Source organism: Novosphingobium sp. SG919 (assembly GCF_012932495.1).
Classification (GTDB): domain Bacteria; phylum Pseudomonadota; class Alphaproteobacteria; order Sphingomonadales; family Sphingomonadaceae; genus Novosphingobium; species Novosphingobium rhizosphaerae.
Genome location: NZ_JABCNG010000001.1, coordinates 1,535,460 through 1,558,393, shown reverse-complemented (window position 1 = coordinate 1,558,393; position 22,934 = coordinate 1,535,460). Strand labels below are relative to the sequence as shown.

Sequence of the window (22,934 nt, the reverse complement as noted above, 5' to 3'; positions counted from 1 at the left end):
TCGCGCACAGCCTACCGCACCTGCGCCACAGTTCAACGGCCAAGTTGGGTTAACGCGGCAGTTACCGGTTTATCGCATCAGCACAAGCTCTTCGGCCATCGATGGGTGCAGCGCCACGGTGGCGTCGAAATCGGCCTTGGTCAGCCCGGCCTTCACCGCGATGGCGGCCGCCTGCAGCACTTCGGGCGCATCGGGGCCGATGAGGTGCACGCCCAGCACCTTGTCGGTCTGGGCATCGACGACCAGCTTGTAGAGCCCGCGTTCGGGGCGATGGCCGAAAATGTTCTTCATCGGGCGGAAATCCGAGGTGAAGATCTTGACGTTGCTGCCCAGCTTTTCGCGGGCCTGCGCTTCGTTAAGGCCCACGCTGGCAAGCGGGGGCTGCGAGAACACGGCGCTGGGGATGCAATCATAGGATACGCGCGTGTCCTTGCCGCCGAACACGCGATCGGCAAAGGCATGCCCTTCGCGGATGGCAATCGGCGTCAGTTGCACGCGGTTGGTGACGTCGCCCACCGCAAAGATGCTGGGGCACGACGTTTGCGCGCCCTCGTCCACCACGATCTCACCGTGCGCGCCAAGCGCGATCCCGGCGTTTTCCAGCCCCAGGCCATCGGTCTTGGGGCGGCGGCCGGTGGCCACCAGCACGGCATCGGCGTGAAGCGGATCGGGCTGGCCCTTCATGAAGACCAGCAGGCTGCCATCCTCCTGCTTTTCCACGCGTTCGAACCCGCAGTTGAACTTGTATTCGATGCCGCGCGCCATGGTGATCTGCAGCAGGCGATCGCGCAGCGCGGCGTCGTAGCCGCGCAGGATTGTCTCGCTGCGGTTCACCACCGTGACGTGGCTGCCCAGGGCATTGAAGATGCCGGCAAATTCCAGCGCGATATAGCCAGCGCCGGCAATCACCACGCGGCGCGGCAGGCTTTCGAGATGAAACACCTCGTTCGAGGTGATGCAATGCTCCACGCCCTCGATCTCGGGCATCACCGGCCAGGCGCCCACGGCCACCAGGATGTATTTCGCGGTGATCTCGCGGCCACTGGCCAGCTTGACGCTGTTGGGCCCGGTGATCGTGGCGCGTTCCAGGAAATGCTCGACCTTGTTGGAATTGAGCGTGTTAGTGTAGGCCGCGTTCAGCCGATCCACGTCCTTTGCCACGGCATCGCGCAGCGTGGGCCAATCGAACGTCATCTTCTCCACGGTCCAGCCGTAATTGGCCGCGTCCTGCAATTCCTCGGCAAAGTGCGAGCCGTAGACCAGCAGCTTCTTGGGCACGCAGCCGCGGATCACGCAAGTGCCGCCCACGCGATATTCCTCGGCCACGGCAACGCGCGCGCCATAGCCGGCGGCGATGCGGCTGGCGCGCACCCCGCCCGATCCGGCCCCGATCACGAACAGGTCATAGTCGTAAGCGGGATCGGTCATGGCAGGGCCTCGTCTTGCTGAATCGAAAACTGGCGCCGGATATGGCAACGATGCCCCTCCGGCGCCAGTCCCTGCATGGCGATTAATTGATTAGGTCAGCTAACTTTCAATCCACGCCGATCCCGGCTTCGGCCAGCAGCGCTTCGGTGCTGGCGTCAAACCCTTCGCCGCCGCCGGCATCGATCTTCTTGGCGATCGCCTTGCCCAGTTCGACGCCGAACTGGTCGAATGGGTTGATGCCCAGCAGCATCGCCGAAACGAACACGCGGTGTTCGTGGAAAGCGATCAGCGCGCCGAGCGTGGCGGGGTTGAGTTCGTCGCACAGGATCGTGGCCGAAGGGCGGTTGCCCGGATAGGCGCGCGCGCCATCCTCGCTCGCCTGGCCCGCCATAAGCGCGGCGCCTTGCGCAAAGCAGTTGGACAAGAGGATCTTGTGGTGCACCGGATCAAGATCGTGGCCCGGCACTTTGACGGCAAGGAAATCCACCGGGATCAGGTGGGTGCCCTGGTGCAGCAACTGGAACACGGCGTGCTGCGCATCGGTGCCGACGCCCCCCCAGGTGACCGGGGCGCTGGGCCGCGTCAGCGGCGATCCATCGGCCAGCACGCGCTTGCCGTTGGATTCCATCTCGAGCTGCTGGAGATAATCGGGCAGCAGGGCCAGGCGCTCGTCATAGGCGAAAACCGCGCGGGTCTGGCAACCGCGCGCCTGGGTATAGAACAGATCGGCAAAAGCGGCGCGCACCACCACGTTCTCGCCGATCGGGGCGTCGCGGAAATGCTCGTCGATCGCCTTGGCGCCGGCCAGGAACTGGGCAAATGCCTCGTTGCCCAGCGCCAGCGCCACCGGGAACCCGATCGAGGACCACAGCGAATAGCGCCCGCCCACGGTTTCGGAAAACGGCAGGATGCGGGTTTCATCCACGCCCCATTCCACCGCCTTTTCCGGCGCGGCGGTCAGCGCGATCACGCGGCCATAGGGATCGGCCACGCCGCCTTCGCGCAGCCATTCCAGCGCGCTGTGGGCATTGGTCATGGTTTCGGTGGTGGTGAAGGTCTTGGACGCGACGGCAACCAGGGTGGTCGCCGGATCGCAGCGCGACATCGCCTGCTCCAGCGCGCAGCCATCGATGTTGGACACCACGTGCACGGCCACCTTGGCCTCTTCGCGCGCCAGCGCATCGATCGCCAGGGCCGGGCCCAGCGCCGAACCGCCGATGCCGATGTGGATCAGGCTTTTCACATCGCCCAGCACGCCTTCGTGGATGGCGTCGACCAGCAGCGCCATGCGGGCATGCAGGGCCTGGGCTTCTTCCACGCTGGCTTCGGCGCCCACGCCGCGCTGGGCGGTGTGTTCGGCCGCGCGGCCTTCGGTGTTGTTGATCTTGGCGCCCGAAAGCAGTTCCGCCCGCTTGCCGACAAGATCGGTGGCCTGGGCCAGATCGGCCAGAATGGCTTCGACTGGCGCGGAAAGATGGGTCTTGGCCCAGTCAAAGCGAATCGGGCCACCGGGCAGATCGAGCGTGGTGGCATAGCGATCCAAGCGCGCGGCATCGTCAAACAGCGCGGCAAGAGTGGGCACCTCCAGCGTCTCCAGCGCGTGCCACAGCGTGGCCTGGTCCTGTGCTGCCATTGTCCTGGTGTCCTTTAACGGTTGCGGGGTCGCGCCCCTCATGCCCGCTTGCACACAATCTTCCAAGCGGGCGCGTGGCTCGACGAACGGATCGTGCAAACGTATTTGCCTGGGACTATGGCAGGTGCATTCCTTCTTGACGGATGCCTTTGCCCTCCACATGACCCAGCCGATGAACGACACGCCCGAACCCGCCAGCCCGACGGTGGAACAGCCCACGGCCCCGCAGCCCATTCCGGCCGCGCCGGCGAAGAAGCAGAAGAAGGAAGACAGCTTCCCGGTGTTCCTGGTGAAGCTGGTGCTGATCGTGGCGATCTTCCGCAGCTTCTTCTTCTCGCCTTTCAACATCCCGTCGGAATCGATGCTGCCCCGGCTGGAAAACGGCGATTACCTTCTGGCGGCCAAATGGCCCTATGGGTTTTCCAAGTATTCCCTGCCGTTCAGCGTGCCGCTCTTGCCCAAGCGCATTTTCGCCGGCCAGCCCAATCGCGGTGACGTGGTCATCTTCAAGGCCCCGCCGGGCAACGACGTGGACTATATCAAGCGCGTGATCGGCGTGCCGGGCGATACCGTGCAGATGATCGGCGGGGTGCTGCACCTGAACGGCAAGGCCGTGCCCAAGGTGAAGATCGCCGATTTCGTGATCCGGGTTTCGGCCAACACCGAATGCATCTCGCCCGATTTCGCGGTGACCGAGGCCGATGGCACGCAGACCTGCCACTATCCGCAATTCCAGGAAACCCTGCCCGGCGGCAAGACCTACAACGTGCTCGACCTGGGCTATCGCCCGCAGGACGATACGCCGCCGGTCGTCGTGCCCGCAGGAAAGCTGTTCCTGATGGGCGACAATCGCGACAACTCGATGGATAGCCGCTTCCCCGCCATCGAAGGCGGCGGCATCGGCCTGGTCCCGCAGGACAACCTGGTGGGCCGCGCCACCATCGTGATGTGGTCCACCGACGGGTCGGCCAACTGGTTCCTGCCCTGGACCTGGTTTACCGCGCTGCGCTGGAACCGTATCGGGGGCCTGTTCTGAGCACGCCCCTGTCTCCCGAGACCGCCGCCTTCCTGGCGGAATTGACCCAGGCGCCGGTGCAACAGCCGGCGCTTTGGCATGAAGCGCTCACCCACGGTTCGCTGGGCGAAAGCCGCGATTACCAGCGCCTGGAATTCCTGGGCGACCGGGTGCTGGGCCTGGCGATCGCCGATTGGCTGCACGAAGCGAGCGACGCTGCCGAAGGCAAGCTGTCGCAACGCCTCAATGCCCTGGTCAGCCGTGAAACCTGCGCCGACGTGGCCCGCACGCTGGGCGTGCCGACACATATCCGCCTGGGCAAGCAGGCGCGCGACGATGGCGGCGCCGACAGCGACAATATCCTGGGCGACGTGATGGAAGCCCTGATCGGCGCGCTGTTCCTGGAACGCGGCTTTCCCGCCGCGCGCGATTTCGTGCGCCGCTGCTGGGACAAGCCGATGCGGACCGGTGCCGGGCAGCGCAAGCATCCCAAGGCCGCCTTGCAGGAATGGGCGGCGGGCAACCGCCGCAAGCCGCCGGTCTATACCCTGGTCAGCCGCGACGGGCCCGACCATGCCGCAATTTTCACGGTGAGCGTGGAAGTGAAAGGCGTGGGCGAAGCACAGGCCCGCGGCAGCAGCAAGCAGGAAGCCGAAACGGCAGCCGCCCGCGATTTTCTCAAGCAGTTCGCCTGAACAAAGCCACACGCCCAATTCCCATATCCTGCGCTCGGCCATTGCGGCCGGGCGCGATGAGGTTCATCCTGTTTCCATGATCGATATCGTTTCCAACCCCGCCGAATCCGAACAATCCTGCGGCCTGGTGGCCGTGATCGGCGCGCCCAATGCCGGCAAGTCCACGCTCGTCAATGCCTTAGTCGGCCAGAAGGTGGCGATCGTTTCGGCCAAGGCGCAGACCACCCGCGCCCGCCTGATGGGCATTGCCCTGGAAGGCCCGGCGCAGATCATCCTGGCCGACACGCCCGGCCTGTTCGAGCCCAAGCGCCGGCTCGACCGCGCGATGGTCAATGCCGCCTGGGAAGGCGCAAGCGAGGCCGATGCCATCCTGCTGGTGGTGGACGCGCGCAAGAAGAAGCGCGAATACCTCGAACCGATCCTGGCTTCGCTGGCCGGACGGCCCGAACGCAAGTTCCTGGTGCTCAACAAGGTGGACGCCACGCCCAAGGAACCGCTGTTGGTCATGGCCGAGGAACTGAGCGGCGCCGGACAGTTCGACGAAGTGTTCTTCGTATCGGCGCTGACCGGCGATGGCGTAGCCGAACTGAAGACGCGGCTGGCCGGCCTGATGCCGCAGGGCCCCTGGCACTATCCCGAAGACCAGGTGTCCGACGCCTCGGAACGCCTGCTCGCCGCCGAAATCACGCGCGAGCAACTCTATCGCCAGTTGCACGACGAACTGCCCTATGACAGCGCGGTGCGCCCTGAGAGCTATCAGCACCGCCGCGATGGCTCGGTGGAAATTCACCAGCAGATCGTCATCGCGCGCGACAGCCAGCGCGGGATCGTGCTCGGCAAGGGTGGCGCCAAGCTCAAGGCCATCGGCGAAGCCGCGAGAAAAGAGTTGTCCGATCTTTTGGGCGCGAAGGTTCATCTCTTCCTCCACGTTAAGGTCGAAGAGAACTGGGCCGACAGCCGCGAAATCTACGAGGAAATCGGTCTCGACTGGGTGAAGTAATGGCGCTTGACCCGCCACCTGGGCTGGCGCAGCCTGAAGGGATGTTGACGGGATCCATGACCGTGTTTGACCGGACACCGCTGGGCGCTTTGGGCCTGGCTCTGCTGGTGGCCATGGTCCTGGCCTATTTGGGCGGGGCGCGTTTGCATGCCTGGCTGGAGCGCACCGAAGCGGCCGCGCCAGGCACCGCCGCACCGGATCAGGGCATCCGGCGCAGCGACCAGGGGGCTGTTCTTTCAGGGGTTTTCGGGCTGCTCGCGCTGTTGATGGCGTTTGCCTTCAGCCTGGCGATCGGCCGTTACGAACATCGCCGCCAGTTGGCGCTCGACGAAGCCAACGCCTTTGGCACCATGGCCTCGCGCCTTGGCCTGCTGGACGAGGCGCAGCGCGCCCCGCTGGCGCGGCTGCTGGGCACATATGCGCGTGCCCGCGCCGAGGCCGGGCGCGTCCCCGACGATGCCGAATGGGAAGCCGCCGTGGGGCGGGCGGCAACGCTGGGCACCTTGTTCGGCGATCACCTGATCGGCACCTTGCGGACCATGCCGCCCGACACGCGCGGGCCGGTGCTGGTTTCGGCCTGGAACAGCCTGGGGGACATCGCCACTGCCCGCCATGCCGAGCGCAGCGCGCGTCTTCCGGCCGAAGTCTTGATGCTGTTGGCGCTCTATTGCTGTGCCGGTGCAGGCATCCTGGGCTATGGCCCGGACGCATCCAGCCGCCGCCATGCGGCAGCCGCCCTTGCGCTTTTCGTGCTGCTTTGCGCAGCCTATGTCACCGTGCTCGATCTCGATCGCCCACGCGCTGGGGCCATCGTGGTCCCGCAGGGGGAACTTGATACCGTGGCAGCGGCCCTCCCCTGACGGAAGCGTTGCACATGCGGGCCTTTGCGGTGTTTTTCCTGGTTGCGTTGGTGTTGCGCGCCCCATGGCTGGGCGATCCGCTGTTTCACGCCGACGAACAGTTCTACCTGCTGATGGGCGATCAGTTGTGGCACGGTGTCCTGCCTTATGTGGACCTGTGGGATCGCAAGCCGCTGGGCCTGTTCCTGATCTATGCCGCTGCGCGGGCGCTGCCGGGCAACGGCGTGCTGGCCTACCAGATCATGGCCATCGCAGCGGCCGCCGCCACGGCCGTGGTGATCGCACGCTGCGCGCGGCATCTGGCAGGGCCACGTGGCGCGATGCTGTCGGGCATGGCCTATCTGATCTACCTCATGGCGTTCAATTGCGGCATGGGCCAGGCGCCAGTGTTCTACAACCTGCCGATGATGCTGGCGGGGCTGATGGTGATCGATGCGATGGCCAGCGTGTGCGCGCCCGCACCGCAACCGGGGCAGGCTCCGGCCGATCCGGCGCTGTGGCGGCGCGGCTGCCTGGCCATGGCGTTGGTGGGCATTGCCCTGCAGATCAAGACCAGCGTGGTGATCGAGGGCATGGGCTTTGGCCTGATGCTGCTTTGGACTGCCTGGCGGGCCGGGTGGCGCTGGCCACGCATCGCCGCAGCCGGGCTTGCCTGGATCGGCCTGGCCCTGCTGCCCACGGTGATCATCTTTGCCGCCTATGCCGCCGACGGACAGGGACAGACGTTCTTTACGGCCAATTTCCTGTCGGTGCTCAATCGTGGCCAGGACTGGGCCGAAGCGTCCTTCCGCCTGTTCAAGGTGGCCATGGCACTCATTCCCTTTTACCTTGCCCTCGCACTGGGCTCGCGGATCGATCCGCAATGTTCGGGCAGTGCCGCGGCTCGGCGAGGCCTGTGCCTGTGGCTGGGGCTGTCCGTTGCCGGCTTCCTCGCGCCGGGCACCTGGTATGATCACTATGTCGCGCCGGTGCTTTTGCCGCTGGCCATCCTGGCCGCGCCGGTGCTTGACGGCACGTGCCGGCCCACCGGCTTTTTGCGGCGGGCCCTGTTCGTGGTGGGCCTGGGTGCAGGCCTGGGTGCAACGGCGGTGCAGGCGCACAAGTTTGGCACGACCAACGATCTGGATCGCGCGGCATCGATCATACGGCCGCATATCGACGCGGGCCATTGCCTCTATGTCTACGAAGGCGACAGCGCGCTTTATAGCGCCACGGGATCGTGCCTGCCCACGCGCTTTGCCTTCCCCGCGCACTTGTCCACCCGGTTCGAGGAAGACGCGCTGGGCATCGATACGCGCACGGAAGTGCAGCGCATCATGGCGGCCCGCCCTGGCGCGGTGGTGATCGACGAATCGCCCCGTCCCTATGCTCCGAACTTGCGCACACGCGCCGTGGTGCTCGATGCACTGGCCCGCAACTATCGCCGAGTCACCACGCTGAAGCTCGGCACGCGCTCTTTCGGCCTTTTCGCCGCGCGCTGATACGCCATGGCGCCGCCCCGGCGGGGCAGCGGCTGCCACAAGGCTGCGATATTTGCATCAAACGCGCCGCATGACGTTATAATGCGATAATAACGCCCACAGCCCTTGCCCTGCCAAATCCGACAATTTAGCCTAATAATTATCGCTGAAAAAGTCGGAAATGAAAATGATCAAATTCGCAGGCAGACAACTCCACCTGCCGCAGCAAAGATCTTTCGCCATAGAGCCATCGCTGGTCGGTACGAATATTCATCATTTCAGACTTTTTCTTGAGTATTTCAGCATTGCGCTGATATTTCGCCTACTTCTCCTTGGCAATCCGCTGGTTCACGTTGACGAAGAGTTCTATCTCCTCGTGGCCGATCGATGGGCGCATGGGGCCGTGCCGTTCATCGACATCTGGGACCGCAAGCCGCTGGGCCTGTTTGCGCTCTATCGCCTGTTCCACGCGCTGCCAGGCGATCCGGTGATCGCCTATCAATTGGCGGGCATTGCCAGCACCGCGGCCGCGGCGCTGGTGGTCAGGCGGCTGGCGCTGGAACTGGCACCGCCACGCGGGGCTTGGCTCGCCGGGATGGTCTATGTCTGCGCGATGCCGGCATTCAACTGCGCCCTGGGGCAGTCGCCGGTGTTCTACAACCCGCTGGTGGCGCTGGCGGCCCTACTGGTGCTGCGCAGCTGGCAGCAGGAAGACACGGCCGCGCTGCTCCGTCTGGGCGGCGTGGCGATGACGCTGATCGGCCTGGCCCTGCAGATCAAGTATGCGGCGGTGTTCGAAGGCATGGCGCTGGGGGTGTTGCTGCTGGCCCGCGGTTGGCACGCACGCTGGCCCCTGCCCCGGCTGGCCGGCGCGGCGCTGCTGTGGTGCGGCCTTGCGCTCGCGCCCACGCTGGCGGCTTTCGCTGCCTATGCCCTGCAGGGGCAGGCCCACGCCTTCGTGTTCGCCAATTTCACCTCCGTGCTCGAACGCCTGCCCGATGGCGCCCCCAGTTGGCGCCGGCTGCTCAAGCTTTCGGCGGGGCTATCGCCCTTTGCGCTGGCCATCGCGTTCGATCCCTTGCGCCGTGCGGCGCGGGGCGATCTTATCCGGTCGCGCGCGCGCCGCGTGCTGGGCTGCTGGGCCGGGGCAGCAGTGCTCGGCTTCCTCGCGTTCGGCACCTGGTACGATCACTATGCCGGGCCCCTGCTCGCACCGCTGGCCGTCTTGGCGGCACCGACGCTGGCGGCAGCGGTGCGCGGCGGCAAGCCGTGGCAGGCACGCTGGAGCGGGCGGTTCCTGCTGCTGGCCAGCGCGATCGGCGGCTTGGTGGTGATGGCGGGCGCGGTGGAGAACCATGGCACGGCAGACCAATACCATCGCGCCATCGCCTTGCTGCGCGCCAATGTGCACGGCGGCTGCTATTTCCAGTTCGACGGCGCGCCGGCGCTGTATCGCGGGGTGGATGCCTGCATCCCCACGCGCTTTGCCTTTCCCAACCATCTCAACACCTGGACCGAAGCTCCGGCGGTTGGTGCCGATCCGGCCACCGAAGTCGCGCGGATCATGGCCGCGCGCCCGGATGTGGTGCAGGTTTCCGAAGCCAGCGAGGAAGACCTTTACCTGCCCAATAGGCAAACGCGCACGATCATGAACCAGGCCCTGGCCCGCGACTATGTGCGCTTTGCCGAAATGACATTGGGGAACGAGCGCTACGGCCTCTATCGCCCGCGCTGATCGGTTGGCAGGCCGGCTGAAACCAGCAGGCCTGCCAACCGCATGATCATTCCGCTGCGGCCTTCTTCTTGGCCGGGGCCTTCTTGGCAGCAGGCGCCTTCTTGGCAGCAGGCGCCTTCTTGGCCGCCGGTTCCTTCTTGGCGGCGGCGGCCTTCTTGGGCGCTGCCTTTTTCGCCGGCGCCTTCTTGCCCTTGGCCGGACCCTTTGCCGCGCGCTCGTCGATCAGGGCGATCGCTTCGGCGGGCGTCAGGCTTTCGGGCTGCTTGTCGCGCGGCAGCGTGGCGTTGGTCGTGCCATCGGTGACATAGGGGCCATAGCGCCCGGCCATCAGCTTGATTTCCCCGCCCGAAGTCGGGTGCGGGCCAAAGGTCTTGAGCGGCTCGGCCGCCGCGCGCGAACCCCGCGCGCCGGCGCCGCTGGCCGCCTCGGCCAGGCGCACCACCGCCGCGTTCATGCCGGTGTCGAACACCTCTGCCGTCGACTTGAGGCGGGCATACTTGCCATCGTGCGCCAGATAGGGGCCATAGCGCCCGATCGAGGCGGTGATCGGCTTGCCGCTTTCCGGGTGCACGCCCACTTCGCGCGGCAGGTTGAGCAGCTTGAGCGCCCATTCCAGGTCGAGTTCGGGAATGTCCTTGGGGATGGAGGCGCGCTTGGCTTCCTTGCCTTCGCCCAACTGGATATAGGGCCCGAAGCGCCCGGTGCGCCGCGTCACTTCCAACCCGGTTTCGGGGTCCTTGCCAAGCGCGGCATCCTCGCCCTCGCCGCCATCGCCCTCGCCACCCGGCTGGGCGAACTTGCGGGTGAACTTGCACTCGGGATAGTTGGAGCACGCCACGAACGCGCCATACCGGCCGCCGCGCAGTGCCAGGCGGCCATTGCCGCACTTGGGGCATTCGCGCGGATCGTGCCCGTCGGCACGCGGCGGGAAGAGATAGTCTTCCAGGAAAATGTCCAGCTCGGCGGTCACCTCGCTGGGCTTCTTCTCCATCACCTCGTCGGACTTGGGTTTGAAATCGCGCCAGAATTCGGCCAGCACCTGCTTCCATGCGGCGCGGCCGCCGGAAACGTCGTCCAGCTCGTCTTCCATGCCCGCCGTGAATTCATAGGCCACATAGCGCTCGAAGAAGCGTTCGAGGAACGCGGTGAGCATGCGCCCGCTTTCCTCGGCAAAGAAGCGGTTCTTCTCGATCCGCACATAGGCGCGATCCTTCAGCACCTGGAGCGTGGCGGCATATGTGGAAGGCCGGCCGATGCCGAGTTCTTCCAGGCGCTTGACCAGGCTCGCTTCGGAATAGCGCGGCGGCGGCTGGGTGAAGTGCTGCGTGGCATCGACGCCGTGCTTCTTGGGGCAATCGCCCTTGTTCATGATCGGCAGCAGATTGCTGTCGTCATCCTCGGCATCGGGCTTCTGGTCGCGCCCTTCCTCGTAGACTGCCAGGAAGCCGGGGAACTTCACCACCTGGCCGGTGGCGCGCAACTCGTGGCGGCCGGTGCCTTCGCGCAGGGTCACCGTGGTGCGCTCGATGGCAGCGGATGCCATCTGGCTGGCCAGCGCGCGCTTCCAGATCAGGTCGTAGAGCCGCGCCTCATCGCCGCTGCCATAGTGGTCGCGGGTGAAATCGGTCGGGCGGATGGCCTCGTGCGCTTCCTGGGCGTTCTTGGCCTTGGTTTCATAGATGCGCGGCTTTTCGGGCAGGAAATGGCCGTTGTAGCGATCGGAAATCGCCCGGCGCGCGGCGTCGATGGCGCTCGGGTCCATCTGGACGCCATCGGTACGCATATAAGTGATGGCGCCCGCTTCATAGAGCGTCTGCGCCACGCGCATGGTGTGGCTGGCCGAAAAGCCCAGCTTGCGCGCGGCTTCCTGCTGCAGAGTGGAGGTGGTGAACGGGGGCGAGGGATTGCGCCGCGTGGGCCGCACATCCACCTCTTCGACGCGGAAGTTGCCCGCTTCCACCACAGCCTTGGCAGCCATGGCGCTGCCTTCGTCTCCCAGCGACAGACGGTCGAGCTTGTTGCCGTCGAACTTGACCAACCGCGCCACAAAGGGCGTGCCGTCATGCTCCATGCGCGCGGAAACAGACCAGTATTCCTGCGCCTTGAACGTCTCGATCTCGCGCTCGCGCTGCACGATCAGGCGCAGCGCCACCGATTGCACGCGCCCGGCAGACTTGGCGCCGGGCAGCTTGCGCCACAGCACGGGCGAAAGCGTGAAGCCAAACAGATAGTCCAGCGCGCGGCGCGCCAGATAGGCGTCGATCAGGTCCTGGTCCAGCTCGCGCGGGGCCTTCATCGCCGTGGTCACCGCCAGCTTGGTGATGGCGTTGAACGTCACGCGCGACACATTCTTGGGCAGCGCGCGGCGCTTGGCCAGAAGCTCGCGCACGTGCCAGGAAATCGCCTCCCCCTCACGATCAGGGTCGGTTGCCAGGATCAGGCCATCGGCCTCCTTGGCGGCGTCGGTGATCGCCTTCACCCGCGATTGCTTGTCGCCGTAGAGCTCCCAATCCATGGCAAAGTCTTCGTCCGGGCGCACGGACCCGTCCTTGACCGGCAAGTCGCGGATGTGGCCGTAAGAGGCCAGGACCTTGAAGCCGGGGCCAAGGTACTTCTCGATGGTCTTGGCCTTGGCCGGGGATTCTACAATGACAAGCTGCATGGCGACTGGCAAAACGTCCTTACGCGTATACGTGCGTACGAGGGTGGGAGCGGTTGGACGGCGGCGTCAAGCCCCCGATCTTCCGGCCTCCGATTTTCAGGAAGGGTTCAGGCAAGCGATACGCGCCCTCCGGCATGGCGGACCAAGCGCCCGGCCAGTTCCAGTTCGATCAGCGCCAGTTGCACCGACCCGGCCGGTGCGCCGCTCAGGCGCACCAGTTCGTCCACCGGCACCGGCGCCGTGCCCAGCAGGGCAATGATATCGGCCGGGTCATCGTTCGTCGCAGCGCCACTATCAAAGGCCGCCGGCGCCGGCGGCTCGTGGAACGTGGAGCGCGGGGTACCGGTGAAGCTCTCCACCAGTTCGATCACGTCGGCCGGGCCCTGCACCAGGATCGCGCCTTCGCGGATCAACTGGTTGCACCCTTGGCTGCGCGTATCGAGCGGCGAGCCGGGAATGGCCATGATCTCGCGTCCCGCCTCTGCCGCCAGCCGCGCGGTGATCAGCGAACCGGATTTGGGCGCGGCTTCGACCACCACGGTGCCCGCGCAAAGCCCGGCGATGATGCGGTTGCGGCGGGGAAAATGACGCGCCTGCGGCTCGGTGCCCGGCGGCATTTCCGCCAGCAGCACGCCCTGCGCCACGATCTGCGCCTGAAGATCGGCGTTTTCGGGCGGATAAACGCTGTCGAGACCGCCCGCGATCACCCCGATGGTGCCACCGCCGCCCGCCGCCGCCCCCGGCAGCAGCGCGCCCTTGTGCGCGGCCGCATCCACCCCTCGCGCCAGGCCCGAAACCACGGCAAAGCCGGCCGCCGCCAGCGCCGCGCCGAATTCGCGCGCCAGGCGCATCGCCCCGGCCGAGGCATTGCGCGCGCCCACCAAGGCGACCGCGGGCCGGGCCAGCAAGGCTGCATCACCCTGCATCGTCAGGATCGGCGGCGGCGTGTCGGTCTGCGCCAGCAGTGCGGGATATTGCGGCGAATCGTGAAAGAGATAGCGGCCGCCCAGCGCCCGCACCTTGGCCGCTTCAGCCGCGATGCGTGGCGCTTCTGCCGGGCGATAGGGCGCACCGCCGCGCGCCGCCAAGCCCGGCAATGCCTCGATCGCGGCGGCCGCCGTGCCAAAGCGGCGCAGCAACTGGTAATAGGAAACCGGGCCCACGTTGGGCGAGCGCAGCAGGCGCAGCCGGGCCAGCGCCTCGTCGGACGAAAGCGACGGCACCGCCGTTTCGCCCCCACCGGCCATCAGGCGGCGCCCTCCCCCTCGGCCTTCTTGCCACCAACACGCGGTTCGGTGCCAGCGAGCAGGCGGCCGATATTGGCGCGGTGCAGGAACACGACCAGCGCCGCGATCACCGCCAGCACTGCGGCATAATCGGCATGGCCCGTGGCCAGCGCCGCCAGTGGTGCCGCCACGGCGGCCGACATGCCGCCAACCGACGAAATCCGCGTCGCCGCCAGCATCCCCAGCCAAACCACCGCATAAGCCAGGCCGATCGGCCAGGCGAGGCCCAGCGCCACGCCCATCGTGGTGGCCACGCCCTTGCCGCCCTTGAAGCGCAGCCACACCGGGAAGCAGTGCCCCAGCACCGCCGCCAGCGCCACCAGCCCTTCGCTGCCCGGCGCAAAGGCGCGGGCCAGCCACACCGCCACGCTGCCCTTGAGCAGGTCGAGCAGCAACGTGCCCGCTGCCAGCCCCTTGCGCCCGGTGCGCAACACGTTGGTGGCGCCGATATTGCCCGAACCGATGGCGCGCAGATCCCCCGCCCCGGTCAAGCGGGTGAGGATCAGGCCGAATGGGATCGAGCCGAGGAGATAGCCCAGAATGCAGGCGGGAAGGATGAGATCATGGGTCACGCCTGCGCTCTTAGCGAGGCTTGCGCACAATCGAAAGGTGGCACGCTCTCCCTTTTTACCACCACTCTCGTTATAAGCCCGGCGATGACCGCACCTGCCCCCGATGCTCCCTCCGTTCCGGCTGATGCGCCGATCCTGCTGTTCGATTCCGGCGTGGGCGGGCTTTCGGTGCTGGCCAAGGTGCGGCGCGTGCTGCCGCAAGCGCCAGTGATCTATGTCGCCGACAATGCCGGCTTGCCTTATGGCACCAAGACCGAGGCGCAGATCGCGGCGCGGGTTTCGGGCCTGCTGGGCCGATTGACCGAGCGGCTGCGCCCACGCCTGGTCTGCATTGCCTGCAACACCGCCTCCACCATCGCGCTCGCCTCGGTGCGCGAAGTGCTCGAAGTTCCGATCGTGGGCACGGTGCCGGCGATCAAGCCAGCCGCCGCAATGACGCAGACCGGGGTGATCGGCCTGCTCGGTACGCAAGCCACGATCCGCCAGGGCTATGTCGATCGCCTGGAGGCGGAATTTGCCGCCGACAAGCGCCTGCTGCGCCATGGCGCGCCCGAACTCGTGGCTGCGGCGGAAGCGCAGCTGCGCGGCCATGCAGCCGATCCGGCCGTGTTTGCGCGGGCGGCCCAGGCGCTGCGCGACCAGCCGGGCGGCGAAGCGATCGACACCGTCGTGCTGGCCTGCACGCATTTCCCCCTGGTGGAGGCAGAACTGGCCACCGCCTTTGGGCCGGGCGTGCGCTTCATCGATGGTTCGGACGGCATCGCCCGGCGCATCGCCTTCCTCACCCAAGGGCAGGAATTTGCGCGCAGCATGCCCGATCTGGCGCTGTTCACCCGGCTGGACGAGGCCGTGGCAGACCTGGCGCCGACTCTCGCCGCGCATGGCCTGGATCGCACCGGCAAGGCATGAACACGTGCTGCCTAGGTGGGTCAATTTGCCATATTGGCCCAAAGTGCAATCTGTTCGATCACACAAAGCGCAAAAGTCACTTGGCAAGGCTTTGTCGCGGGGAGTAGAAGCGGCCCGCATCCGCGACAAAAGCCTGTTGGGAGAGAGGCAAGCGGACGTGCGCAAAACGATGTGGCAATAGCCGACCCGGACCTTCACGCCTGGGAGGCAATTGTTGCGATAAGACAAAGACGCGGCCGCCCGGCCATGCTTCACCCCGAAGCGATCCGGGCCCAGCCGGTCAGCTGCAGGAACGAAGGAGCAGCAAGCAGTGAACTACGACCAGATTTTTGATGCTGCCATCGATCGCCTGCATTCCGAAGGTCGTTATCGCGTTTTCATCGACATCCTGCGCAACAAGGGGGCCTACCCCAATGCGCGCTGCTTTGCCGGCCACAATGGCCCCAAGCCGATCACGGTGTGGTGCTCCAACGATTACCTGGCCATGGGGCAGCACCCCAAGGTCATCGCCGCCATGGAAGAAGCGCTGCACGACGTGGGCGCCGGTTCCGGCGGCACGCGCAACATCGGCGGCAACACGCACTATCACGTCGATCTGGAAGCCGAACTGGCCGACCTGCACGGCAAGGATGGCGCGCTGCTGTTCACCTCGGGCTATGTCTCGAACGACGCCACGCTGTCCACGCTGGCCAAGGTCCTGCCGGGCTGCGTGATCTTTTCCGACGAGCTGAACCATGCCAGCATGATTGCCGGCATCCGCAATTCCGGCGCGGAAAAGCGTGTGTTCCGTCATAACGACGTCGAACACCTCGAACAACTCCTGGCCGAAACCGACCCGGCGCTGCCCAAGCTGATCGCTTTCGAAAGCGTCTATTCGATGGATGGCGACGTGGCCCCGATCCACGCCATCTGCGACCTGGCCGAAAAGTACAACGCCCTCACCTACATCGACGAAGTGCACGCCGTGGGCATGTATGGCCCGCGCGGCGGCGGCATCACCGATCGCGACGAGGCGGCCCACCGCATCGACATCATCGAAGGCACGCTGGGCAAGGCGTTCGGCGTGATGGGCGGCTATATCGCGGCCGACACGCGGATCATCGACGTGATCCGCTCTTATGCGCCGGGCTTCATCTTCACGACGTCGCTCTCGCCCGTGCTGGTGGCCGGTGTGCTCGCCTCGGTCCGCCATCTCAAGGCTTCCAGCGAAGAGCGCGAGGCGCAGCAGGCTGCTGCAACCACGCTCAAGCAGTTGTTCCGCGACGCCGGCCTGCCGGTGATGAACAGCACCACGCATATCGTCCCGCTGATGGTGGGCGATCCGGTACGCGCCAAGAAGGTGTCCGACATCCTGCTGGCCGAATACGGCGTCTATGTGCAGCCGATCAATTTCCCCACCGTGCCGCGCGGCACGGAGCGCCTGCGCTTCACCCCGGGCCCGGCCCATACCGAAGCCATGATGCAGGACCTGACCCGCGCCCTGGTGGAAATCTGGGAACGGCTCGACCTGGAAATGGCCGAACGCCAGGCTGCCTGATCGCCTTCCGACAAAAAGCAAAAGGCCCCCGGACAGCAATCCGGGGGCCTTTTGCTTGTCTGAAATGCCGCGCCTTTCCAGAGGCGGAGTTCGTGGGGTGGTGGAAGCTCCACCACCCCACGCGATCAGAACCGGTCGGCGTTCATCACCTTGGTCCAGGCGGCGCCGAAATCGCGCACGAACTGTTCCTTGGCATCGTCCATGGCATAGGCTTCGGCCACGGCGCGCAGTTCGGAGTTCGAGCCGAAGATCAGATCGACGCTCGTGGCCGTCCAGCGCGGCTTGCCGGTGGTGCGATCGGCGCCTTCATAGAGGCCGGGCGCCTTGTCGGACTTCTTCCACGCCGTGCCCATGTCGAGCAGGTTGACGAAGAAATCGTTGCTCAAGGTGCCGGGCTTGGCCGTCAGCACGCCGTTGGGCGAATGGCCGGTATTGGCATCGAGCGCACGCATGCCGCCCACCAGCACGGTCAGTTCCGGCACGCTCAGGCCCAGCATGTCGGCCTTGTCCACCATCGCTTCGGCCGGGCCCTGCCAATTGGCCGGCGCGTCGTAATAGTTGCGGAACGGATCGGCCACGGGTTCGAGCACGGCAAAGCTGGCCGGATCGGTCTGCGCCTGCGTCGCATCGACACGGCCAGGCGTGAACGGCAGGTCAAGCTTCACGCCGCCCTTCGCGGCCGCCTGCTCCACCGCAGCATTGCCGCCCAGCACGATGAGATCGGCCAGGCTCACTTTCTTGCCACCCGGCGCGCTCTTGTTGAAGCCCGCCTGGATCGCGCCCAGCTTGGCCAGCACCGCGTCGAGTTCGGCCGGATCGTTGACCGCCCAGCTCTTTTCCGGGTTCAGGCGGATGCGCGCGCCATTGGCGCCGCCGCGCATGTCGGTGCTGCGGAACGTGCTGGCAGAGGCCCAGGCGGCGCGGATCAGTTCGCGCTGCGTGAGGCCGCTCGCCAGGATCTGTGCCTTGAGGGTGGCCACGTCACTGGCATCGATCGTCGCATAGTCCGCCTTGGGCAGCGGGTCCTGCCAGAGGAAACTCTGCGCCGGCACGTCGGGCCCGATGTAGCGCGCCTTTGGCCCCATGTCGCGATGGGTCAGCTTGAACCAGGCGCGGGCAAAGGCATCGGCAAAGGCCTGCGGATCCTTGCGGAATTTGAGAGCGATGGCGCGGAACCCGGGATCTTCCTTCACGGCGATATCGGTGGTGAACATCATCGGCGCATGGGTCACGCCCGCCACGTGGGCATCGGGCACGATCTGCACGTCCTTGGCGTTCTTGGGCGTCCACTGCTTGGCGCCGGCCGGGCTGGTGGTGAGCACCCAATCGAACTGGAACAGGTTATCCAGGTATTGCGTGGTGAACGCGATGGGATTGGCCGACCAGGCGCCTTCCAGTCCGCTGGTTACGGTGTCTTCGGCGTTGCCCTTGCCGCACTTGTTCTTCCAGCCGATGCCCTGGTCCTCGATGCTGCCACCGGCGGGCTGCGGCCCGGTGCATTCCTCGGGCTTGTGCGCGCCATGCGCCTTGCCGAAGGTGTGGCCGCCCGCGATCAAGGCCACGGTTTCCTCGTCGTTCATCGCCATGCGGCCGAACGCGCGGCGAATGTCGGCCGCCGCCGCGATGGGATCGGGATTGCCGCCCGGCCCTTCCGGGTTCACATAGATCAGGCCCATCTGCACGGCGGCGAGCGGCCCTTTCAGCTGCCCATTGGCACCGATGCGCGTCTTGGCGCCATCCAGCCACTTCTTCTCGCTGCCCCAGAACACCATGTCCGGCTCCCACGCGTCGACACGGCCGCCGGCAAAGCCCAGGGTCTTGAAGCCCATCTGCTCCAGCGCGACATTGCCGGTCAACACCATGAGATCGCCCCACGAGATGGCGCGGCCATACTTCTGCTTGATCGGCCAGAGCAGGCGGCGCGCCTTGTCGAGATTGGCGTTGTCGGGCCAGGAATTCTGCGGATCGAACCGCTGCTCGCCGCCGGCCGAACCACCGCGCCCATCCACCGTGCGATAAGTGCCGGCACTGTGCCAGGCCATGCGGATGAAGAACGGCCCGTAGCTGCCATAATCGGCCGGCCACCAAGGCTGCGAGGTGGTAAGCACCTTGGCGATGTCAGCCTTCACGGCTGCCAGATCGAGCGCCTTGAACGCCGCAGCATAATCGAAATCGGCACCATAAGGATTCGACTTCACGTCATTCTGGCGCAAGGGCGACAGGTCGAGCCGGTTGGGCCACCAATCCTTGTTGGTGGTGGCGGTTTCCGGCGTCGAGGGCGCTGTAGCGGCCACGGTGGGCGCGGTGCCCGTTTCGGCCTGCGCGGCGGATATGGACCATGGGGCAATCATGGCGAACGCCAAGGCGCCCAGCGGACGATGAATGCGACGCATTGCAACAATCTCCTGCATCAATTTAGGACAAGAAAAGGCGTTGCCGCAGACACGAGAGCCTGCAGCCTGAATTGTTTCTAGATCTTTTCCAAAAGGCACGACGAGAGGCACCTTCCGGGCAAATCAAGCCCGGCGATCTTGGCACCGTGTTCAACAGGTTTTCAGATCATGTCAGTATGACAATGCCGCTGCGTTCTCCCTTCATCCCGTGTTCAGTGAGCGTTGTTTCGCAAATCATGAACAAGAGGAAACGCATTTATCCGGTCACAAAGATTGCCGGAATCGATCATGCGACGGACGGTGGGAACCGAGCCGGAATGGGTGCGTTGCAACGCGCGAGCGGTGCCGTATGTTGCGAATGCTTACTGCAGCATTGCACCAAGGGGCATGGTGTAACATCGGCGCAACACCCTGGCAAACCCTTGATCAAATTGGCGCAAAATGGTTGCATTGCGATACGCATCACGCAAACTTGGTAGCACTTGCAACAAACGGGGGCTTTATGGCCGCGACTTCTTTTTCGCAGCGCCGCATGCGGGCATTGGCCGCAACGGCGTCGGTGTTCCTTCCATTGGTGATGGCTGGCGGGGCATATGCCCAGCCTGCCGACGCCCAATCCGGCGCTGCTGCAGCGGCCCCCGCCCCTGCCACCACCGCCCCGGCCGATGACAATCAGTCCGAAATCGTCGTAACTGGTTCGCGCATCACCCGCGCGCCAATCACCGACCAGCCGGTTGCCACGCTGAGCAGTGAACTGATCGAACAGCGCGGTTTCACCAACGTGGGCCAGGCGTTGCAGCAATTGCCGGGCTTTGGCGTGCCGGGCAACAGCGTGGCGGGTGATCAGGGCAGCTTCGGTGCCGGCCAGACCTTTGCCAACCTCTACAACCTGGGTTCGCAGCGGACGCTGACGCTCGTCAATGGCATGCGCTTCGTCAGCCCGGCCAGCACCTCGATCTTCGGCGCGGTGGCGGGCAGCCCGGTCGATCTCGGCCAGATCGCGCCCAGCCTGGTCGATCACATTGAAGTAGTCTCGGTCGGCGGCGCGCCGATCTACGGTTCCGACGCCATCGCGGGCACCGTGAACGTGTTGCTCAAGAAGAACTATGACGGCTTCGAAGCGACCGGCTCCTATGGTCTTTCGAAGTATGGTGACGGGCAGGATTACAACGTCTCGCTGCTCGCCGGCAAGAATTTCGCCGAAGGGCGCGGCAATATTACCGCCAACTTCTATTACGACCACCAGAACGGCATCACCGGCGCCCAACGGCCCAACACGTATGGCGGTTCGGCTCCGTTCTTCGGCACGTCGACCGGCGATGCCAGCTATGCCTACCAGCTCTACACGCGCGGCCGTCACTACAACGTCTTCACCAACACCGGCATGCCGATGGTGGATGACTATTACGCCGTGCTGGGTAAAAAGGCTGCGGCGGGCATCACCGATGCACTTGGCCGCACCCTGGTCTTCAACAAGGCCGGCCAGCTCGTTCCGTTCAAGAACGGCCAAGCGACCGGCAGCGCGATCTACCAGTCGGGCGGTGACGGGTTCGCCATCGGCGATTACAGCAACTTCCTTGTCGCGTCTGAACGCTATCAGGGTACGATCCTGGCGCATTACGACATCAGTGACAGCATCCGCTTCAACGGCGAAGTTTGGTTCAGCCGCAACTATGCCTCCAACACCGTCGGCCAGCCGTTTTACAACTACTACGGTTTTGGCGATGCCGGTGACGCGAACGGCAACCTGATCATCAATACGGCCAACCCGTATCTCAGCGCCGCCGACCGTGCCACGATCGTCAGCAACCTTGCTGCGGCAGGCGCAGACACCAGCAAGTTCTACATGGCGCGGGCGAACACCGATCTTTCGACCGGTTCGTTCCGCACCAGCAACGACCTGCTGCGCTTCGTGGGTGGCGTGACCGGCGACATCGAGGCTGGCGAACGCAAGTTTACCTGGGAAATCAACGGGACCTACGGCCGCACCATTTCGCGCACCACGTCGCGCGAGATCGTAACGCAGAATTTCTTCAACGCGATCGATGCCACCACCGACGGCAGCGGCAACATCATTTGCCGTCCTGGCTATACCAACGCCGCGATCGCCACGGGCAGCGCCACGTGCGCGCCGCTCAACATCTTCGGCAACGGCAACGCCAGCCAGGCTGCGCTGGACTACATCACGACGCAGGCCACCACGCGCCAGATCAACAAGCAGTCCGACATCATTGCCGACATCAAGGGCGACCTGTTCAAGCTGCCGGGCGGCTTTGCCAAGTTCGTGCTGGGCTACGAACACCGTTATGAAAGCGCCAGCTTTGATCCGGGCGCGTTCTATTACGGCCAGGACAACGGAGATGGCACCCGCACGCAATACGGGAATTCGATTCCGATCGACCCGGTCGCGGGCAGCTACAACACCAACGAAGGCTTCGGCGAACTCAGCCTGCCGCTCGTCGCCCCCGACAATGCCGTGCCTGCAGTCTATCGCCTCGAAGTCAACGCTGCCGGCCGTTACGTGAAGAACAGCATCGCCGGTGGTTTCTGGACCTATACCGGGGGCGCCACGTATGCGCCGGTCAAGGACCTGACCTTGCGCGGTAACTACACCCGCTCATTCCGCGCGCCTGCGATCACCGAACTGTTCGCACCGGTCGGGTCGATTTTCGACACCGCCAACGACCCCTGCGACAAGCGCTACATCAACCAGGGCCCCAACCCTTCGCGTCGTGCTGCCAATTGTGCCGCTGCCGGCATTCCAGCCAACTTCACCTCCAACGTCGTTGACTATACCGCGCAGGGTACCTCGGGCGGCAATCCGAAGCTGCAGAACGAAGTTGCCAACAGCTGGACCGTGGGCGGTGTGTTGCAACCCTCGTTCCTGCCTGGCCTCACTGTCACCAGCGACTATGTGAACATCAAGATCAAGAACGAGATCGCGACGCTCAGCCTGACCGATCTGATGAACGCATGCTATGACTCGGCATCGGGCAGCAGCTCTTACTGCAACTCCTTCACGCGCGATGCAGACGGCCAAGTCACCAACTTTGCCGAAGGCAACTACAACATCGGCCTGGAAGTGTTCCGGGCACTGCAGACTTCGGCCAAATGGAATCTGCCGCTTAGCCGCTTCGGCCTGCCCACCTCGGCTGGTCAGCTGATGTTCGACTTCAACTACTTGCACACCTTCCGCCACTACTACCAGATCGGCGAAGGCGACTTCACCAACACGGTGGGCGGTGTGAGCGAGCCGACCGATAACTTCACCGCCTCGGCAACCTATGCCAAGCGGACGTTCAACTGGATGTGGCAGGCCACGTACTATGGCCCGTCGCGCGTTGCGGTAAACTCGCCCGACACGGTCTACCAGTATCCCCGCATTGGCGCCTACGTGCTGTTCAACACGGCCATCGGCTTCAACGTGCAAGATCGGTTCAGCCTGCGCCTCAACGTCAACAACGTGTTCAACCGCAGCGTGCCCTTCCCCTACTACCTGGGTACTGGCGGCGCGACCCGCTATTTCGACGCCATCATGGGCCGCTACATGCGGATCACGGCCGGCGTGAAGTTCTGATCAAGGTGTTGCGTGGCGGTTCAGGCCGCCACGCGCCTCCAACGATTGCCGGGGCCATCCGCGCCCCGGCAGCTGGCCAAGAAAAAGGCCCCGCCGATCGGATCGGCGGGGCCTTTTCTCTGGGTTGCGACCCGATTGAACTCGGGATGTGCGACTGTTCTATCGATTGTCA

At 65.2% G+C, this 22,934-nt stretch carries 15 protein-coding genes; 9 read left to right on the top strand and 6 right to left on the bottom strand.

Annotated features, from left to right (window positions below):
• Window positions 1-69: 69 nt before the first annotated feature.
• Complete coding sequence (gene gorA / locus FHT19_RS06955; protein ID WP_168554856.1) at window positions 70-1,428, bottom strand: glutathione-disulfide reductase; 1,359 nt, start codon at window positions 1,426-1,428, stop codon at window positions 70-72.
• A 106-nt stretch (window positions 1,429-1,534) separates the two neighbouring features.
• Complete coding sequence (gene pgi / locus FHT19_RS06950; RefSeq protein WP_169474398.1) at window positions 1,535-3,061, bottom strand: glucose-6-phosphate isomerase; 1,527 nt, start codon at window positions 3,059-3,061, stop codon at window positions 1,535-1,537.
• Window positions 3,062-3,221: 160 nt separating this feature from the next.
• Between pgi and lepB the strand changes: the two genes are divergently transcribed.
• The 6 genes from lepB (at window position 3,222) to FHT19_RS06920 (ending at window position 9,826) form a co-directional block, all read left to right on the top strand.
• The gene (gene lepB, locus FHT19_RS06945; protein WP_168555511.1) at window positions 3,222-4,097 is read left to right on the top strand and encodes a signal peptidase I; all 876 of its coding nucleotides are present in this window, start codon (window positions 3,222-3,224) and stop codon (window positions 4,095-4,097) included.
• A gap of 56 nt (window positions 4,098-4,153) precedes the next feature.
• The gene (rnc, locus tag FHT19_RS06940) at window positions 4,154-4,771 is read left to right on the top strand and encodes a ribonuclease III (RefSeq protein ID WP_248290300.1); all 618 of its coding nucleotides are present in this window, start codon (window positions 4,154-4,156) and stop codon (window positions 4,769-4,771) included.
• Between the two features lie 76 nt (window positions 4,772-4,847).
• Entirely contained in the window at window positions 4,848-5,771 is a 924-nt protein-coding gene (gene era, locus FHT19_RS06935; RefSeq protein WP_169474397.1) for a GTPase Era, read from the top strand.
• A 41-nt stretch (window positions 5,772-5,812) separates the two neighbouring features.
• Window positions 5,813-6,631, top strand: a complete 819-nt coding sequence (locus FHT19_RS06930) for a hypothetical protein (RefSeq protein WP_169474396.1) — start codon at window positions 5,813-5,815, stop codon at window positions 6,629-6,631.
• 14 nt (window positions 6,632-6,645) lie between these two features.
• The gene (locus FHT19_RS06925; protein WP_168554852.1) at window positions 6,646-8,112 is read left to right on the top strand and encodes a hypothetical protein; all 1,467 of its coding nucleotides are present in this window, start codon (window positions 6,646-6,648) and stop codon (window positions 8,110-8,112) included.
• Between the two features lie 355 nt (window positions 8,113-8,467).
• A complete protein-coding gene (locus tag FHT19_RS06920) occupies window positions 8,468-9,826 on the top strand; it encodes a glycosyltransferase family 39 protein (RefSeq protein WP_248290299.1) in 1,359 nt (452 codons plus the stop codon).
• 46 nt (window positions 9,827-9,872) lie between these two features.
• Here the strand turns inward: FHT19_RS06920 and topA are convergent, their stop codons facing one another.
• The 3 genes from topA to plsY form a co-directional block, all read right to left on the bottom strand.
• On the bottom strand, window positions 9,873-12,488 hold the full coding sequence (gene topA, locus FHT19_RS06915) for a type I DNA topoisomerase (protein WP_169474394.1): 2,616 nt from the start codon (window positions 12,486-12,488) through the stop codon (window positions 9,873-9,875).
• A gap of 107 nt (window positions 12,489-12,595) precedes the next feature.
• The gene (gene dprA, locus FHT19_RS06910) at window positions 12,596-13,735 is read right to left on the bottom strand and encodes a DNA-processing protein DprA (protein WP_169474393.1); all 1,140 of its coding nucleotides are present in this window, start codon (window positions 13,733-13,735) and stop codon (window positions 12,596-12,598) included.
• Window positions 13,735-14,346, bottom strand: coding sequence for a glycerol-3-phosphate 1-O-acyltransferase PlsY (gene plsY / locus FHT19_RS06905; RefSeq protein WP_248290298.1), 612 nt, complete (start codon window positions 14,344-14,346; stop codon window positions 13,735-13,737). The genes dprA and plsY overlap by 1 nt, the downstream gene beginning before the upstream one ends.
• Before the next feature lie 84 nt (window positions 14,347-14,430).
• On the opposite strand from plsY, the gene murI reads away from it, so the two are divergent.
• Complete coding sequence (murI, locus tag FHT19_RS06900; protein ID WP_169474392.1) at window positions 14,431-15,255, top strand: glutamate racemase; 825 nt, start codon at window positions 14,431-14,433, stop codon at window positions 15,253-15,255.
• Window positions 15,256-15,565: 310 nt separating this feature from the next.
• Window positions 15,566-16,792, top strand: coding sequence for a 5-aminolevulinate synthase (gene hemA / locus FHT19_RS06895; protein WP_168554847.1), 1,227 nt, complete (start codon window positions 15,566-15,568; stop codon window positions 16,790-16,792).
• Between the two features lie 125 nt (window positions 16,793-16,917).
• Here the strand turns inward: hemA and katG are convergent, their stop codons facing one another.
• Window positions 16,918-19,185, bottom strand: coding sequence for a catalase/peroxidase HPI (gene katG / locus FHT19_RS06890; RefSeq protein ID WP_169474391.1), 2,268 nt, complete (start codon window positions 19,183-19,185; stop codon window positions 16,918-16,920).
• A 502-nt stretch (window positions 19,186-19,687) separates the two neighbouring features.
• On the opposite strand from katG, the gene FHT19_RS06885 reads away from it, so the two are divergent.
• Window positions 19,688-22,762 (top strand): TonB-dependent receptor, encoded by a 3,075-nt coding sequence (locus FHT19_RS06885; protein ID WP_248290297.1) that lies wholly within the window; start codon window positions 19,688-19,690, stop codon window positions 22,760-22,762.
• Window positions 22,763-22,934 lie beyond the last annotated feature (172 nt).